Here is a 15,916-nt window from a genome sequence, read left to right on the forward strand (position 1 = left end):
CCGCTCGCTGCTTCGGATCTCGATCACGAGAGCGCAGTGTGGTGTCTGGTCCTAGCAGTGACCGAGTGTGCTCCAGGCATTGTGTGGGTGATGCACCATCGATGTTGCAAAGCACACGCACCATGTCGCGAATCCGCCAAGCTTTTGGCGTGCGCGACATTAGGACGCAAAACCGGAGCGTCTTTGCGTGCATCGGAGTGGCCCAAATCCTGCTACGTGTTCGCCAGCGGCGCTACAGGAGAGGAGGCGGGCGTGGGTCTCGATCTGCCAAATGACGATCTGATCGCAGGTCCGCTGCCCGAGACACATTTGGGCTGTCCCTTTCGCGCCGATGAAGCCCGCCTCCATCAGGGAGAGCAGAAGGCGATGTTGCTGACTGGGGCATCGCGCGGAATTGGGCATGCCACTGCCAAGCTGTTTTCGGAGGCAGGTTGGCGCATCATTTCTTGCGCGCGCCAGCCATTCGATGGCGCGCGGTGCCCGTGGGACTCCGGGCGCGAGGATCATGTCCAGGTCGACCTTAGCGATTATCAAATGCTGCCGCGCTTGATCGCGCAGGTCAAGGAACGCTTGGCGGGCGCACCCTTGCACGCATTAGTGAACAACGCCGGCATCTCGCCGAAGACGTCTGATGGTGACCGGCTGACCTCGTTGACGACGTCAACTGAAACCTGGATGAGAGTGTTCCATCTGAATCTCGTGGCCCCGATCCTGCTGGCGAGGGGTTTATTTGACGAGCTAAGGGCCGCGTCAGGATCGATTGTCAACGTGACGTCGATCGCTGGTTCGCGGGTGCACCCGTTTGCCGGCAGCGCCTACGCGACGTCGAAGGCCGCGCTTGCGAGTCTCACACGCGAAATGGCCCACGATTATGCGCCCTATGGCGTTCGTGTGAACGCGATCGCGCCAGGCGAGATCAGAACGGACATGTTGTCGCCCGACACGGAAGCGCGTCTCGTGCCAAACATCCCGTTGCGCAGAGTGGGAACACCCGACGAAGTGGCCAAGGTCATCTTCTTCCTATGCTCGGATGCCGCAAGCTATGTTACGGGGGCCGAGGTGCCGATCAATGGTGGGCAACATCTGTGAATCGACCAAGCCTGGCAACGCGGCTGACTTAAGCCTCAGCGTTGAAGTTCGTGTTCTACGCTGACGTCGCGCACCTATTCCGAAAAAAGATGAAATCAAACCACTGTAAGGTTACCGTCGTGCCATGAAAAGGTGTTACGCTTCTATGTCATCTCGTTAATTCGTAACGCTAGATCGAGCATGACATGCAAAACGAAGCTCGCAAATCCGAACAAGGTGCTAGGGAGGATGATCAAAATAACGGAGACCGCCTCATGCTGCATATCGCTTCCGCACGCGAGATACCTGCCTCTCATCCAGAGACGGAGCGCGAGCTCTCGGGCGAGCCGCTGCGCGAGAGCGCGCTGACCGGTATCTTCGAAATATCGAAAATACTCACCGCTCCCTGCCGGCTCGAGGTCACGCTGGCCAACGTCGTAGGCCTTCTGCAATCGTTTGTGCAGATGCGACACGGTATCGTCTCACTGTTCGACGATGACGGGATGCCGGACATTACCGTGGGTGCTGGCTGGAGCGAAGGCAGCGACGACCGCTTCCGGATGCGCCTGCCACGGAAGGCAATCGACCAGATCGTTGCGACCGACAGGCCTCTTGTCGCCGAGAACGTGGCAGCGGAGCCGGCGTTCAGCGCAGCTGACCTTGAGGTGCTCGGTGCCTCGGATAACATGCCGGTGTCGTTCATCGGAGTTCCGATCCGCATCGATCCGAAAGTCGTGGGTACACTGACGCTCGACCGTGTCTGTGACGAAAGGTCGAGTCTCCGGCTCGATTATGATGCGCGGCTGCTCACCATGATCGCCAACCTGGTGGGACAGACAGTAAGGCTTCATCGCTTGTTCGCCTGCGATCGCGAGCGGCTGATGGTGGAGAAGGACCGTCTGCAAAAGCAATTATTCGAGTTTAGGCAGCCTGTACGGGAGCGTAAGAAGGTACCTGTTCATGGGATCATCGGCGACAGTCCGGCGCTGCGCGGCTTGCTCGAAAAGATCGCGGTCGTGGCCAAATCGAACAGCACGGTTCTGCTGCGCGGCGAATCCGGTACCGGAAAGGAACTTGTAGCCAAGGCTATTCACGAATCATCGTCCCGCGCCAAGCGGCCCTTCATTAAGCTGAATTGCGCGGCACTACCTGAGACAGTGCTGGAATCCGAATTGTTCGGTCATGAGAAAGGTGCCTTTACTGGCGCCTTCAGCTCGCGCAAGGGGCGCTTCGAGCTTGCTGACAAAGGCACACTGTTCCTTGACGAGATCGGCGAGATTTCGGCCCCGTTCCAGGCGAAGTTGCTGCGTGTCCTGCAGGAGCAGGAGTTCGAGCGGGTCGGCAGCAACCAGACCATAAAGGTCGATGTTCGAGTCATAGCCGCAACCAACAAGAACCTTGAAGAGGCTGTGGCAAGGAGCGAGTTTCGCGCAGACCTCTACTATCGCATCAGCGTTGTTCCCTTGCTGCTGCCGCCGCTGCGCGAAAGACGCAGCGATATTCCGCTGCTTGCCGGTGAGTTCCTGAGGAATTTCAATAGCGTGAACGGCCGTACGCTGACCTTGGAAGCGAGCGCGATCGATGTGCTGATGAACTGCGGCTTTCCGGGAAATGTCCGCGAGCTCGAAAACTGCATCGAGCGCACAGCGACCCTGTCGGCCGGGCCATCGATCGTGAGAAATGATTTTGCATGTTGCCACGGCCAGTGCCTTTCCGCGATGCTGTGGAAAAGTACGTCCGAGGAGGCGACAGTCCAAACGGCACCGGTCGTCCCAGTGCCCGCCAAGCCGATCAGTTTGCCGTCTGAAGCGACCGCGCCGGCCCCACTTGTCGGCAGCGAACTGGCCTCACTGGCACCCCCTGGCACAGTCCTCGTAAGTGGCGCGAAGATGGCCGATCGCGAGCGGGTCATTGCAGCCATGGAAAAATCTGGTTGGGTACAGGCAAAAGCTGCACGCTTGCTCGGACTAACGCCGCGCCAGATTGGCTACGCGCTGAGGAAGTACGGAATCGAGATCAAGCGGTTCTGAACGTGCGCGGACCATGAGAGGACTGGGTTTTTGCGGGCGCATCCAATGCCACCAAAATCTGAAAAAGGGCGGCCCGCCTCGGCGGCAGGTTGACCACGCATGCGAGGAACCGCCCGTCTGCCGCCCTGGCAAGGCGACTTCGCTTGGAGCGCAGCGAGAACTGGGCTGAGCGGCGCGGTGGTGAACCCGCCGGCATGTTACGGGTTGAAACCATTTTGCCGCCCCTGACGGACGCCGTGCGTCGCCGACCAGCGGTAGACAACAGCTCCGACCTCGAACAAGTTCACCGCTCTTCCCGTCAGTTTGTCGCTGGATCATGGCGCCTAAGCCACCTTCTCTTTCCCAGAAGACTAATTGAATGGACAAACTAGCCTAGGGTGGATGAATGGAGGAGCGAACATAAGGTGGGCGGCGCAAAAGGCGGTGCGTCTGGGACGGCCGCCGACGGACTTGGCCGCCGAAGTGGACCTGCGGATCTCGACCGCGGCATGCGAGTTGTTCCTGGCTCGTGAACTCGCCGGCGTCAGCGTCGAGGAGATCGCATGCCGTACTAGCAAGGCAACGGTCTATACCCGTTTCCCGACCAAAGAGGCGCTGTTTGCCGCGATCTTCCATAGCAAGCCGCGCGGCTTCGCCTTTCGCACGTAGGACGGCGCTCCTCACCATGAGGGAGATGTCAATGGCGGAGTTGGCGAGCTCGAAGATCAGATTGTCGCTCGATCCGTCAACCAGAATCGTGTCGACATCGGGGATGCGGTGCCGTGATCGAGGAGAGTAGCCCTGAGATTACCGGCTGAAAGTGAGGCGTGTACAAGTCAATCGACCGCTCTCGCCGCGGGAGTGGGTCCTGAGACGAGGTCGCGTCCATGTGCCGCGATCTGACGTCGAGTACCGGTCAATCCTCGTCGGCGGCGATCGACTCCATCAGCGACACCAGCTGACGCTGGACGGTCTGATCCTTGATCTTACTGTAGGCGCGCAGCAACCGTAGACTGAAGGCGCTGTCCAGGAACAGGAGGCTCTCAACCTCGCGCGCCTTGTTGTCACCGCCGTAAAAGAAGGTGACGGGGACGTCGAGCGTAGTGGCGATCTGCTGAAGACGGGCAGCGCCGACACGGTTGACGCCCTTCTCGTACTTCTGGACCTGCTGGAAGCTGACGCCGAGCTTATCGCCGAGTTCGGCCTGCGAAATCTTCTGCTCCACACGCCGCAGGCGGATCCGCTTGCCCAACTCAATGTCAGGCTTGCCGGCACTGCGCTGCTGCATCTTCTTTGCTGCTGATCTATTCATTCTGGCGACCCGTCCTTACGATCGAGAGGTCCCCTGCCTTCTAGGTCAGGGATCCGTCACTCCGACAGTTACGCTTGGCAGAATATCGACCGAACCACAACTAGCGCGAGTTCAATTGTCATGGATTTTGTGAGCATGCTTACCGCCGGCGCAGCTTCATTCCCGTATTTCTACCGGAGCTCCAACATGATTGCGTACCGTGTTCATCGCGCAAGGGCGCCCAAATTCTCGATAAATTTGCAGCTCACAAGGTTGTTCTTGCGAAAGGCAACGACGATTGCCTCTTCCTCAATCGAGCGGACGGTCTTGCAACCCGTCGGTGCATCGTGCACGACGCCGCCTTACGCTGCTTGGTGATGGTCTTCTGATTAGGACCGTGCTGGCTAATTCTTTAATTCTTTGAGCGAGCTTTCGATCGCTGTATCGCCGCTCGTGGCGCGCGTGGCCGTGCGCTGTCATAGAGTGTTTGGCCACAGGTCCTCCCGCATGATGGATCAGACGTCGTTCGCCCTGTTTTCCCTCGCTTCGAGGCATCTGAGAGCCCGTTGGTATTCGAACTCGCACCACGCAAGCTCGAATGGTTCCATCAGTATCTCTATCCACGTCTCGGCAAATGCTGTCATTCCGACGAAAAATAGAATTCGCGACCTCCCGATTCGCTATCAGTTGACGAAGCCGGCGAAGACGAATGAGATGTCGCTGTGGCCAGCCGCGCATGCAGCTAAGAGGATCGTGATCAGCGGCTCAATTGAACCTTGGTAAAAATTGGGCACCTCAAGGGGGTCACTTAACGATACGAAAGTTTATGGCGGTCGTTCGCCTGGCTCGCACACTTCATCCAACGGCTGCCCGAGCAGCAAAATAATCCCCTGCGCCATCTTCCGCAGCTAGTAGCACGCATCCATTGCAAAAAACCGCGTCCGCGACGCTACGCCAGTACACCAGCGCACGTCGTCGAGTTAGCGGTGGCAGAAAGCTGACCGAGTTGCCGTGGGCGATGCAGTCAATGAGGATGTCGGCTAGACGCTCCAAACGCTTATCCACTTCGTCGGGCGCCGATGCGCCGTACCTGAATATCGTCCGTCATCTGATTTCGGACAGAGCGAGCCGATTGCCCCGGGCTGGCTCGGACGGTGGGTTAATTGCCAACACCACGGAAATAGCGAGTTTCCATCGGAGCGACATGCTCTTGAATTGCCATAAGGTGGTCACGTGCCGTGTCGCCTAACCCAACCGAAGCTGGCAAATCACCATAGAAGATTGCTCCGCCAAGGCTGCAATGCTTAGCTGCCCGCTCGAAGCGCCCGGACAAGGCACGCTCCGTATTACGAACCGAATTTTGCGCATAGCTCCGCAGCACGAAACAAATTTAACGCGGAGATGAGATTCTTGTCGCGTGGGAACAGCCTCCGAGCGGACTTGATCCGCGAGTCGTGGTCCAGTCCAGATATCGTCTGGCTCTCAAGAATAAGTGCCTCGGAGAATCTGCGAAGAGCAGGGTGATACTGGTCAAGGGCGGCCTCGCTGCGTCTATCGGCACGAGTCATCATTTTAAAGAAACTTTCGTCGTCCTCTGAGGGGGGCTGGGCGGAATCGCACTGCGAGTAGCTGGCTCGCAGCAAACGCGAAGATTGCTCAACGGCGCCTCATCGTTCGATTAGTAGAATTCGTTGACGTGAGCGATAGGATTGCTGATTTGCTTAGATCAAACGCTTGACGCCGAAAGCGGAGAACATGCCCGTAATCGGCGAAGTTCGGTGGTACTGCTTTAATGTGCACCTTTGATTCCGAGCCATAGCATTACCAGTCGCGTCATCAATGCGGCGCTGGTCTTCTTCAGACTGATGAGGACAGGTACCGGTACTGGCTGGGAGCGCCGTCGCCAAGGACGGCTCAAACGTCTATTGCCTCGCCGGCCCCTCTTGCTGCTCTTCCGAAGTGGCATGCTGCAGCTGCGACCAAACTGTTACATTGGATGGGGTCACGATTGTGCGGGTCCACCCAGCCTCACGTCCAAGATCACCTGAGCAGACATCCTACCAGAGCAAGCTTTCGAGAAGCTGACGAAGCCGCAGCGTAGCTGCTCGCGCTCGGGCGGGGCGAAGTTGGCTCCGATCTCTTCCGTCACGCTTACGTCATCGGCTTCCCTCGGGCATGGTGTCGGGCCGAGAGCGCCGAAGTGACTTTGGATCGTCGACATTCAGAAGGTGAGCCGCGCGCCGCCCTATCGGATGGTCAGCAGTGGCAGCCTTCCGGCCCGGTAGCTCTGCGGCGAGCGCCCTGGTTTATCGTCGCCATTACTTCCTACCGGAAATGATCGGATATAGCGTTTGGTTGTATTTCCGGTTTCCCTTGAGCTTGCGCATTGTCGACGAATGCAGGGGGCGCTGGGCGTCGAGTGAGCTATGAAATCTTGCGCCGATGGGAACGGAGATTCGGCAAGGCGTTCTGCGCTGCCACCAGCGCGCTCCGCTCGCGGTCACAAACGGGATCCGGATGGAGTCTGATCCGGTGGCGGAGAGCGACATCGGCTACGACGCGAGCGAATCATGAAGCGGCATTGGCCGCGCTGTCGAAGTATCCTGCGCGTGATCAAGTTCAACCCAGGCTATGCCAGTCGTGACCTGACACAGCCTTGCACGGACGAACGTGGTCTGTTCGTCGTAATCCAGGCGAGCAATGACCTTGAACTCTGGCATCGCTTGCTAGTTTAGAATCGCGGGTTTCCCAGGTACGGCCGGCGAGCGAACAACACGCCGAGGTGGTCGGAGGTGGTCATCAGACGGCAACTGCATCATCCATGCGACCTGAACAATCGCTCGTCCCGTAACGACCAAACGAGACTGCAGGATCGGAGCGGCTATCGCATCGATCAGAGCTCGAGGCCCTGCTCCCGGAGAACCTTATGCATCAGCTCGCCCTTGATCTCGCAGGCGATTTCGCTGAGGATCTGGGCTCCGACCACCCGCCGGGCATCGACATCATCCGTCAGGCCAGGCTCCGCGAGTCGTTCGTTCAAGCGCGTCGGAAACTCATCTTCCATTGCATCGGCAAGCCGGTCCCGCATCGCGGCATGATCATCGGGGGCGATCCGCTTCACCACCGTATCCCAAGGCTCCCAGCGCGTTGCCAGAAAATCCGCGAAACCCGCCGCTTCCTGTTCCCGCACCGACGTCTCAGCCCGGGCAACGTCGTCCGCCGTGACGTCAGAGAGATTCAAGAAGCGCATATCAGGGGCGATGTGGCGCAATTCCAGCCGATCCCGTAGCTGGGTCTGATAGGCAAGATAGACCTCGATCTCGTCGATATTGGCGTCCGGGTCGGCACGACGGAGCGAGCGGACCGTCTCGCGTGCGATATCGTCAAGCGCCTCCAAACGAAACATGACACGGCCGTGTTGGAGCAGTTGGTCGAGCTGACTGTCATAAAGCCCATCCTTGACATCAGCGTTCAGGCGTGCGGTCTGCATACCGTTCCAAGTCAAAGTGACGCGGTCCTCGCAGGACGCAGTCGCTCCACTGGCCAGCTCGAAATACTGCTCGCGCAGCCGCGGCCTCATCGCGGCCTGTAGCAGATTCTCGGCCACCTGGTCGCGGAACGCCTGATGACCATAGTTCACGGTGCCCGCGAGCCTTTCGAGAAAGAGTGCGAAGTCCTGCGCACCCGGCTCTTCGGCGAAGCCCTGCCAGGCGGCCACTGCGCCGGGCTCGTCCGCGAGCCAATCCGCAACAACCTCGTGCAGGAGTGGCGGCTGATGTTCCACCGGTTGTAGGGGCATCGACAGCAAGACCTGCGGGCCGGCATAATCCGGGCCGCGCGTGGCTGACGCCAAATCGGCCAGCACTGGGCCCGGTATCGGATTAGATCGCACATCGATGCTGGACGCGCTGCCGAGCTGCGTCAGCACGGTCGCGGGCAGGCCGGTGAGCTGATTGTTGCTGGCGCCGAGCATTTCAAGGCCGACCGGGAGTGTCTCTGGCAGATTGGTCAGCTGATTTTCGCTGACGTCCAGGTATCGAAGTCTGGCCGGAACGCCAGGCAAGCTTGTCAGCTGGTTGTCGCCTGCGTCCAGGTACCGCAGCCTTGCTGGAAGATCGGGCAGACTGGTCAGCTGATTTTCGCTGACGTCCAGGCGGCGGAGCCTGGCTGGAAGATCGGGCAGGCTGGTCAGCTGGTTATTGCTGGCAGACAACTCCTCGATCGTTGCCGGAAGGGCGGGCAGATCGGTCAGCTGGTTGCTATCGACAGTCAAGCTGCGGAGCCTAAATGGCAGCTCTGCCGGCAGGCTGGAAAGCTCGTTGGCCATGAGGTGGAGGTGCCGGAGCCTGCTCGGAAGGGCGGGCAGACTGGTCAGCCGGTTGTCAGAGGCGTAGAGGTCCCGGAGTCCGCCCGGAAGCCGGGCCGGCAGGCTGCTCAACTGGTTGCCGATGACATTGAGGGTCCGGAGCCTGGGCAAGAGTGAGGCTGGCAAGGCGGTCAGGGACAATGACGACAAATTCAGCTCGTCTCCGACATCACCTTCGTCCCGCCATGCCCTCGTCCGGTTGACCCCCTCTTGCCGATTCTCGTCTTCGCCCTGCCCCTCTTCCGCTGCCCAGGTCGCCAGGACGCGGTCCTGCGACGAGACGAGGTCGGCGGCGGCCGCTCCTGTCGCCCACCGCGTCAGGGCTGACGCCCACTGGGTCAGGCACGAAGGGGACTGCCCGGCGGCCCTAGACGTTGGCTCGGTGCTTTCGGATTCGAAAGGTATGCCGGCGCGAGGCTGGGCCCGTTCTGTATTCATCGAACTCCATGGCATGTCTTGTCTCAGCCGACTAGGCGGCTCAAGCTTTTTGCGCCACCTGAACAGCTAGCTCACATGAAGGCCGGCCATGCGAGCCACCTCGGAAACAGTCGCTCCCGGCTCGAGCGATGCTGCAACTAGCTTTCCTTCTCATCTCGCGACCACCGAGGCTCGACCGATGTGATCACCTCTGCCCGCGAAATCGTCATAGCCCTTCTCCCAGGATGCCCCCTAGGACCTGCAGCGCTTGCCTCCGTCAAACAAGGCGGCCGTCAACGGAGGCGTACGCTAGGAAGCTCAGCTGTCGATAAGCTGACGAGCGTCAGGTTATCCGCCATGTTCAAAGACTAGCGCGCGCCAATCGGGAGCAACTTCAAATACGGTCTGAGCAGTGGGCAAGGGGCAGGTTGCGGCGGATCGACCCGGGCCCCCAACACAATTTGTCGACCCAGAGTCGTGGGACTCAAAGCTGGGTGCGAGATTTGCCGACGCCGTTTTGGCATGAAGGGGATCAAGCAGGTCTGCCTCCCCCCGATAGCTGGAATATGGCGAATTCTCCCCGCGACCAACCTATCCGCCAGTGGAAAGCCATCCACTATCATTTGTGGAAAGCCTCGGGGATATCGATCTTCGGTGCATCACAGTATATAGCGCGACGATCTGGGTCGGAAGAGCGCGGCGATCAGGATGGCGAGTCAGTGTCGCGGCGCGATGATGATCGCCGCGATGATTGTCGCGCGCAAGAGTTTTGTTTGCTTTGATTGTCGCGGAGCGTCAATCAAGCGAGCGTTTTTTGTGTCGCGTGCTCCGGTGGCCGCCCTGGACCACGCTTTCGCTCGAGGGCAGTCCGCCTGCGATAGCTCTCGACGTTCATCTCGACGATGGTGGCGTGGTGAACAAGGCGATCGATCGCCGCGAGGGTCATAGCTGGGTCCGGAAAGACCTTGTTCCATTCTCCAAAGGGCTGATTGGCGGTGATCAGCAAAGAGCGTCGCTCGTAGCGTGCGCTGATGAGCTCGAACAGCACACTGGTCTCGGCCTGGTCCTTGGTGACATAGGCAAGATCGTCAAGGATAACGAGATCGAAGCGATCGAGGCGGTTGATGGCACCCTCGAGGTTGAGTTCGCGGCGCGCCACCTGGAGCTTCTGCACGAGATCGGTGGTGCGGGTGAAGAGGACGCGCCATCCGTTCTCGATGAGAGCCAAGCCGATTGCTGCTGCCAAGTGACTCTTGCCGCCACCGGGCGGACCAAACAGCAGCAGATTGGCGCCCTTGTTCAACCAGCCGTCGCCGGCGGCGAGCGCGGTCATTTGCGCCTTGGAGATCATCGGTACGGCTTCGAAGTCGAAGCTGTCAAAGGTCTTTCCGGTGGGCAGCCGCGCCTCGACGAGATGGCGCTCGATGCGGCGACGGCTGCGTTCAGCGATCTCGTGCTCTGCAATGGTGGCGAGGAAGCGCGCCGCCGGCCAGCCTTCCTTATCGGACTGCTCGGCAAATTGCGGCCACAGCACCTTGATGGCGGGCAGCCGCAGCTCGTTGAGCAACAGATTGAGGCGCGCGGTGTCGACTACGTTGGTTGTGCTCATGCGGCACCTCCGATCTCGGCAGTACCGATGAGGCATTCATAGGTGGCGAGCGGTGCGAGGCGCACCACGACGTTCGGCATCTGGGCGGGATCCGGGGCGAAGTGAGTACGTAGCCGGTTGAGGTCGGGCAGCCGGCCGTCGTTCAGGTCGGCCGTGAGCTGATCGGCGAGTTCGGCCTCGCAACCGCGCTCATGGGCGAGTGCGAGGAGATCGACCATGATCCGGCAGGCCTTCTTGTCCGGTAAGCGTTTGCGCAAGACGTCGAAGGCTCGGCGGTAAGCTTCCCGGGGGAACAGCTGGTCGCGGTAGACCAGGTTGAGGAGCGCCATCGGCTTGCGCCGCAAGGAATGGATCACGTGCCGATAATCGACGACCTGATCGTGCTTGCCATTGGGATGCGGCCGCCCGCGCGGCAAGGTGAGGAGATGCGTGCCGCCGACAAACACGTCGAGGTGATCGTCATACAGGCGCACCCGCAGCCGATGGCCGATCAAGCGCGACGGCACCGTGTAGAACACCTTGCGCAAGGTGAAGCCGCCGGACGATGTCACGTGGACGATCACCTCTTCATAGTCCGACGTGCGGCGGTCCGGCAGATCCTGAAGTGCGGTACGTTCGCTGTCGATCCGCTTGGCGTTGCGGGCATTGCGGCGGCTGACGATCTCATCGATGAAGCCACGATAGGCAGCGAGATCGTCGAAGTCGGCGGTGCCACGCAGCAACAGCGCGTCGCCGACCGCCCGCTTGAGATGGCCATGCGAACTCTCGATCGCCCCGTTCTCGTGGGCGATGCCACGATTGTTGCGGGAGGGGCGCATGCCGTAATGGGCACAGAGGTCTTCGTATCGCCGCGTCAGATCGTCTTTGGCGTCGCGGTCGAGATTGCAAAAGGCGGCCGACAGGCTGTCGGTGCGATGCTCCCGTGGCGCTCCACCGAGTGACCACAAGGCATTCTGCAGGCCTTCGGCCAGAGCGATGAAGCTCTCACCGCCGAGCACGACATGGGCGTGCTCAAACCCGGAATAGGCCAGCCGGAAGTGATAGAGACGATGGTCGAGCGGCACGCCCGCGATCGTGACACCCAATTCGCCCATGTCGGTGAAGTCGGACAGGCCGCGCTGACCGGGTTCGTGGGTCTGCCGGAAGATGACCTCCTGCTCCTCGCCGTGGATCGCCCGCCAGGCCCGGATCCGGCGCTCCAGCGTGCGACGGATGCCGGCGCCGAGCTCAGGATGGCGTCGGAGCAACTCCTCGAAGATCGTGACCGGCCGCACACCGGGGGCGGCCTTCAGCATCGGCACGATCTCTGTCTCAAATACGCGGGCCAAGGGATCTGGCCGGCGACGGCCGCGAGGAGCCTTCTTCTGCGACGGAAGGCGTCGATCCTGCTCGATCCGGTAAGCGGTCGAGGTGCTGAACGACGCCTTGGCGGCGGCCACGGGCGGGCTATCGGTCTGACGGTACTTCATGTAGAGCCTCATTTGGTGATCGGTAATGTGTCGGCCTGGCACGCGAGTGATTCCTCTTGGCGGAAGAACCACTTGCATAACCAGCCGGCCGCGATCACCAGTCGGCGCGGTCCGCTGTGGATCGCGCCGACGCCGGGCTCGTAACTCCGGTCGGGCTACGCCCTCCCTGCGTCACGAGCCCGGCGTAGCCCTCTCATCATGGTCGACGCTCCACTTCCATCCTGTTCGCCGCGCGGCAACAGTACATGCGCAAGTGGTCACCGCGTCGGCGTTGTCTGCCGTATCCATCGCCTTACTCCTTTCTTGCGCGGCCTTCCGTTGGTCCGCAGTCGCCGTCCATATGCATTCACTATGCTTCCATCTGCGATTCCACTCGATCGTGCCGCGGACTAGAACCGCTCAAACAGTTAATCGTGGGCGACGGCATGCTGGAAAGCAGAGCTTCATCCGAATGCTTATGACGGGCTCAGCGGTATCTGGCCGTGGCAAACGAGTGACCCCAAGGTTCTGCAGCGACACCCGTCAGCTGATCGGCCTGTAGGCCTGCTAACGGCAGAACGCTTCCCCGGGAACGGTCCTGGGTGCTCCCGCTCGAACAGGCTTTTGGCGCTGGAGAACACGGACGGGCGTCACCCTTGCCCAAACATCTCGAGCCGAACTGATCGAGCAAGGACGCAGCTTCGTGGAAATATCGTGCCTCCTCGATGCCGCCAGCGAGGAGACTCTCCGGCTTTACCAGATCGGTGTTGACGATACCGCGGCCGAAGAAGCCTTTGAGGACGCCATGAATCAGCTGCGAATGGTTACAATCGCGCCACGACCATCGAGGGGATGCGGGCGACGGCCTCAGCGGTCCTCCATTTCGAATGGGACGCAAACGTCGAGTTCACTGAAGAGGCCATCGAAGGAGCGGCCTTCGGCGTGCTTGTCGCCGGCCTGCTCGACAGCCCGCTTCCGGATCGTCTGCCCGACTGGGCCGCGGCCAGGATCTGAATCAACGAAAATTGGCCCGCCGGCCCTGAACTGGCATCGGCGGTCCGACCTCGGCATCAACTGCCCGTGAAATGTGAGGCGGTTCACACTCGATCATCGCGAGTTGGCCTAATGCACGAGCGGGTGGCAGCTCGGTGTCGGAGAATCGTGATGCCGTTTTTCAGCAGCCAAAGCTTGGCGTCGGCAGCCGCCGCTTCAGTACTCAGTATTCTCATCGTGGGAGCGGTTGCCTTTTCGGCTGTTGGTTATGTGGAGTGGTCATCGGGCGTTAATCTGACCCATTTCATGGGCCGGACTGCCGCGGATGCCTCAACGCCAGTTCTACTGCTCAAGGGGCGAACAGGTTGCGAGCAGGGCAATAGGCCGCTGCCGGCGCTTTCTCTACCGCTCGAATGACGCCGACCTAAAGCGACCGCGCCCAATCCTCCCAAGCCCCGTAGGGCCTCATCGCCTGGTGGCGACGTGCAACGGCGAATTTGTGCCCGGCTCGGGCGCTCCCGTGGTTGCCCATACCGCAATGCCGATGGCCAGCGCGAGCAGCACGGTCTTTACAGCAATCTTGTCGTCAGACATCTCGAGACGCCTCTCGCGCGTCAGCGCGGTAAATCTCAAAAATTACGCCGCCGGGCCCGAAATGGTTTGTCCCGGCGGCGCCCTGTCATTCCCAGCGCTAGGGCCCTGAAATTCCCAACGTCATTTCTTTAGCAGGTACGCCGAGGGACGACTGTTGCCTAACTCACACAAGGTCCAAAAGAGGAGCCGACGCTCAGGGTCGGCGCGCCAGCTCCTCCGAAACGTGACCGTGCTGTCTCCCCAACGGTCCCGTCCCTTAGGCCTCGAAAGGCTGCTTGGCAGGCTTGGCACCGACGACCTCGGGCGGGCGGCTGATTCCATGGCGCTGCAGGCGACGGTGCAAGGATGACCGCGTCAGATGGGGGATAACCGTAGCCACCAGTGCTCACCGAACGACCGCTGAATGCTGGTCAAACCCAGGGCATCCAGATCGAAAGCGGCTTTCTCGACGTCCTTTGGATCGACTTGCGGTAGGAGCTTGCACAGATCGTTAATGGTAAGGCTTCGCCCTGCCATGCCATCGCCACTCGCGCGTGCGAGAGCCACGGCCAAATCGAAGCGAGGACCGACCAGCGTTGTAGTTGGCGCCAGCATTTGCGCATGTCGGTCCGGCCGTTCGGAATGCTCGTTGGTGCGTTCTGAGATTGCACCTTCCCAATGAGGGCGGGCTTTCTGAGCCTGGCTAGGGATCAATTCGCCAGCCAGTTTGACCACCACGTCGCCAAGTGGGACTTCGCCGGCCACGGCCTAAAGCTTCGCACATTGTCGTCCTGATGGTTTTTCTCCTGATCGGCTTGCGATCCTCTTGATCGTAGTTCATGGCTCAATCACATGAAGTTGGTCGACGCTAGCAAAACCGCCTCAGATAGACTGAGCCAAGAGATTTCGTCACCTACCCACCGTTTGCCTCCGTCCCTCCACAACCTCACGTTGCTGGCGGATCAAAGCGCGGTATTTAGAGCATAAAGTAATATATTATGAGGCGAGGAGGCGTGCCTATGGCCACGAGTTATACCGTCGGCAAACACTACGAGAGCTTTATCAAGGATCTCGTCGATAGCGGACGCTATGCAGCCGCTAGCGAGGTAATGCGGGAGGGACTGCGCCTTGTTGAAGAACGCGAGGAGCGTCGCAAGGCGAAGCTTGAGGCATTGCGTACCGCTATCCAGGAAGGCTTGGAAAGCGGTCCGGCAGAACCGTTTGAGCCCGGCGAACTGGTTGAACAAATTAAGGCCCGCGGACGCGAACGGCTGAAAGCCGGGAAGCATGGCGGGTAATCTCACCAGGCGGCCCCAGGCCGAGACCGACCTGGAGGAGATCTGGCTCTTGATCGCATCGGACAACACTGCGGCTGCGGATCGCTTGCTCGATCGTATCGGCAATGCCTTTCAGATGCTTGCCAAGAATCCACGGCGGGCCGCCAGCGGCCCGAGCTGGGGATGAAAATTCGGAGCTTTACTGTCGGCAACTGCGTACTGTTCTACGAAGCATTTTCCAACGGTGTCGAGATCGGGTGCTGCATGGTGCTCGCGATATCACGCCGGAGGATTTCGACCGAGGACTTTGCTTTGTCAGCCATCCACAATCGCATTTACGATTTTACGATGGAATCTCGGCAGGCACTCAAGAGCGACTGAGGGCTGATCCAAGCTTGGGCTGATGGTCTTTCCCGGGAGCGGCTCCCGCCAACATCAAAGGCTGTGGGGGCGCCTGAATCAGCAGATCGAGGCTCATGGGGAGCAGTTAGGCAGGTGGCTCCCGTTGGCGCGATCGGGATCTGCATAAGCAACCTCATCGTTCGTTTGGCTGTGCTCGGTCCTTAGGATCTCCTGTGCTGCCTTGAACCCCTCAAGAGCTGCAGGAATGCCGCAATATGCCGTCGCGCGAAGCAGGCCGCCTTGATCTCGTCGATACTGGCGCCGTTCCGGAGCGCGACCGGACCTGCAGCTTGAATTGCGCAGGAGTCGCGATGTGGGCCTTGCAAGCTCACGGCTCCGCGCCGTGGTCGGACGGAACGGAATGGCGCTGTCGCAGTTGCGACGGGTGTCGATATTCGTTCGTCCAGAACACCGGGCCGGAGGGGCGATCTACCCATCTAAACCTCTGTGGCAGCTAACAGAT

13 protein-coding genes and 1 pseudogene are annotated in these 15,916 nt (G+C 60.2%); 7 read left to right on the top strand and 7 right to left on the bottom strand.

The window, feature by feature from the left end:
- Positions 1 to 252: 252 nt before the first annotated feature.
- The 3 genes from XI02_RS11745 to XI02_RS11755 all read left to right on the top strand — a co-directional run bounded on the left by XI02_RS11745 (position 253) and on the right by XI02_RS11755 (position 3,746).
- Positions 253 to 1,089 (top strand): SDR family NAD(P)-dependent oxidoreductase, encoded by an 837-nt coding sequence (locus XI02_RS11745; RefSeq protein ID WP_026192378.1) that lies wholly within the window; start codon positions 253 to 255, stop codon positions 1,087 to 1,089.
- Positions 1,090 to 1,343: 254 nt separating this feature from the next.
- A complete protein-coding gene (gene nifA / locus XI02_RS11750; protein ID WP_016842042.1) occupies positions 1,344 to 3,098 on the top strand; it encodes a nif-specific transcriptional activator NifA in 1,755 nt (584 codons plus the stop codon).
- A 450-nt stretch (positions 3,099 to 3,548) separates the two neighbouring features.
- Positions 3,549 to 3,746 carry a helix-turn-helix domain-containing protein gene (locus tag XI02_RS11755; protein WP_157183431.1) on the top strand — a complete coding sequence of 66 codons (198 nt, stop codon included), beginning with the start codon at positions 3,549 to 3,551 and terminating at the stop codon, positions 3,744 to 3,746.
- 247 nt (positions 3,747 to 3,993) lie between these two features.
- On the opposite strand, the gene XI02_RS11760 is transcribed toward XI02_RS11755, so the two are convergent.
- The 4 genes from XI02_RS11760 to istA form a co-directional block, all read right to left on the bottom strand.
- Positions 3,994 to 4,365 carry a helix-turn-helix domain-containing protein gene (locus XI02_RS11760; protein ID WP_016842040.1) on the bottom strand — a complete coding sequence of 124 codons (372 nt, stop codon included), beginning with the start codon at positions 4,363 to 4,365 and terminating at the stop codon, positions 3,994 to 3,996.
- Between the two features lie 2,896 nt (positions 4,366 to 7,261).
- Entirely contained in the window at positions 7,262 to 9,172 is a 1,911-nt protein-coding gene (locus tag XI02_RS11765) for an NEL-type E3 ubiquitin ligase domain-containing protein (protein ID WP_018270203.1), read from the bottom strand.
- A 778-nt stretch (positions 9,173 to 9,950) separates the two neighbouring features.
- The gene (gene istB / locus XI02_RS11770; protein ID WP_016842034.1) at positions 9,951 to 10,760 is read right to left on the bottom strand and encodes an IS21-like element ISBj11 family helper ATPase IstB; all 810 of its coding nucleotides are present in this window, start codon (positions 10,758 to 10,760) and stop codon (positions 9,951 to 9,953) included.
- On the bottom strand, positions 10,757 to 12,307 hold the full coding sequence (gene istA / locus XI02_RS11775; RefSeq protein WP_080586188.1) for an IS21-like element ISBj11 family transposase: 1,551 nt from the start codon (positions 12,305 to 12,307) through the stop codon (positions 10,757 to 10,759). Before istA ends, istB begins: the two co-directional genes overlap by 4 nt.
- A 753-nt stretch (positions 12,308 to 13,060) precedes the next feature.
- Between istA and XI02_RS11780 the strand changes: the two genes are divergently transcribed.
- Together XI02_RS11780 and XI02_RS11785 are read left to right on the top strand one after the other, a co-directional pair.
- A complete protein-coding gene (locus XI02_RS11780) occupies positions 13,061 to 13,222 on the top strand; it encodes a hypothetical protein (protein ID WP_016842032.1) in 162 nt (53 codons plus the stop codon).
- A 150-nt stretch (positions 13,223 to 13,372) separates the two neighbouring features.
- On the top strand, positions 13,373 to 13,618 hold the full coding sequence (locus XI02_RS11785; RefSeq protein WP_129964890.1) for a hypothetical protein: 246 nt from the start codon (positions 13,373 to 13,375) through the stop codon (positions 13,616 to 13,618).
- A gap of 48 nt (positions 13,619 to 13,666) precedes the next feature.
- Here the strand turns inward: XI02_RS11785 and XI02_RS45975 are convergent, their stop codons facing one another.
- The 3 genes and pseudogenes from XI02_RS45975 to XI02_RS45285 all read right to left on the bottom strand — a co-directional run bounded on the left by XI02_RS45975 (position 13,667) and on the right by XI02_RS45285 (position 14,539).
- Positions 13,667 to 13,795: a hypothetical protein gene (locus tag XI02_RS45975; protein WP_256438835.1), complete on the bottom strand. Its 129-nt coding sequence runs from the start codon at positions 13,793 to 13,795 to the stop codon at positions 13,667 to 13,669.
- Positions 13,796 to 14,054: 259 nt separating this feature from the next.
- Positions 14,055 to 14,162: pseudogene (locus XI02_RS45280) on the bottom strand (IS481 family transposase); the annotation flags it as partial.
- Entirely contained in the window at positions 14,150 to 14,539 is a 390-nt protein-coding gene (locus XI02_RS45285; RefSeq protein WP_225163822.1) for a hypothetical protein, read from the bottom strand. The pseudogene XI02_RS45280 and the gene XI02_RS45285, both read right to left, overlap by 13 nt.
- Positions 14,540 to 14,793: 254 nt before the next feature.
- Between XI02_RS45285 and XI02_RS11795 the strand changes: the two genes are divergently transcribed.
- Entirely contained in the window at positions 14,794 to 15,072 is a 279-nt protein-coding gene (locus XI02_RS11795; RefSeq protein WP_075968511.1) for a type II toxin-antitoxin system ParD family antitoxin, read from the top strand.
- On the top strand, positions 15,062 to 15,238 hold the full coding sequence (locus XI02_RS11800; RefSeq protein ID WP_016842027.1) for a type II toxin-antitoxin system RelE/ParE family toxin: 177 nt from the start codon (positions 15,062 to 15,064) through the stop codon (positions 15,236 to 15,238). The genes XI02_RS11795 and XI02_RS11800 overlap by 11 nt, the downstream gene beginning before the upstream one ends.
- Positions 15,239 to 15,916: the final 678 nt, after the last annotated feature.

The sequence above is a fragment of the Bradyrhizobium sp. CCBAU 21365 genome (assembly GCF_015291305.1).
Taxonomy (GTDB): domain Bacteria; phylum Pseudomonadota; class Alphaproteobacteria; order Rhizobiales; family Xanthobacteraceae; genus Bradyrhizobium; species Bradyrhizobium elkanii.

What these genes read in the sequence shown, in the direction of transcription:
- nifA (WP_016842042.1), top strand. Translation starts at nt 1,344, where the DNA reads ATGCTGCATATCGCTTCCGCACGCGAGATACCTGCCTCTCATCCAGAG.
- XI02_RS11760 (WP_016842040.1), bottom strand. Translation starts at nt 4,365, where the DNA reads ATGCAGCAGCGCAGTGCCGGCAAGCCTGACATTGAGTTGGGCAAGCGG.
- XI02_RS11765 (WP_018270203.1), bottom strand. Translation starts at nt 9,172, where the DNA reads ATGAATACAGAACGGGCCCAGCCTCGCGCCGGCATACCTTTCGAATCC.
- istB (WP_016842034.1), bottom strand. Translation starts at nt 10,760, where the DNA reads ATGAGCACAACCAACGTAGTCGACACCGCGCGCCTCAATCTGTTGCTC.
- istA (WP_080586188.1), bottom strand. Translation starts at nt 12,307, where the DNA reads ATGCAAGTGGTTCTTCCGCCAAGAGGAATCACTCGCGTGCCAGGCCGA.
- XI02_RS11780 (WP_016842032.1), top strand. Translation starts at nt 13,061, where the DNA reads ATGCGGGCGACGGCCTCAGCGGTCCTCCATTTCGAATGGGACGCAAAC.
- XI02_RS11785 (WP_129964890.1), top strand. Translation starts at nt 13,373, where the DNA reads ATGCCGTTTTTCAGCAGCCAAAGCTTGGCGTCGGCAGCCGCCGCTTCA.
- XI02_RS45975 (WP_256438835.1), bottom strand. Translation starts at nt 13,795, where the DNA reads ATGTCTGACGACAAGATTGCTGTAAAGACCGTGCTGCTCGCGCTGGCC.
- XI02_RS11795 (WP_075968511.1), top strand. Translation starts at nt 14,794, where the DNA reads ATGGCCACGAGTTATACCGTCGGCAAACACTACGAGAGCTTTATCAAG.
- XI02_RS11800 (WP_016842027.1), top strand. Translation starts at nt 15,062, where the DNA reads ATGGCGGGTAATCTCACCAGGCGGCCCCAGGCCGAGACCGACCTGGAG.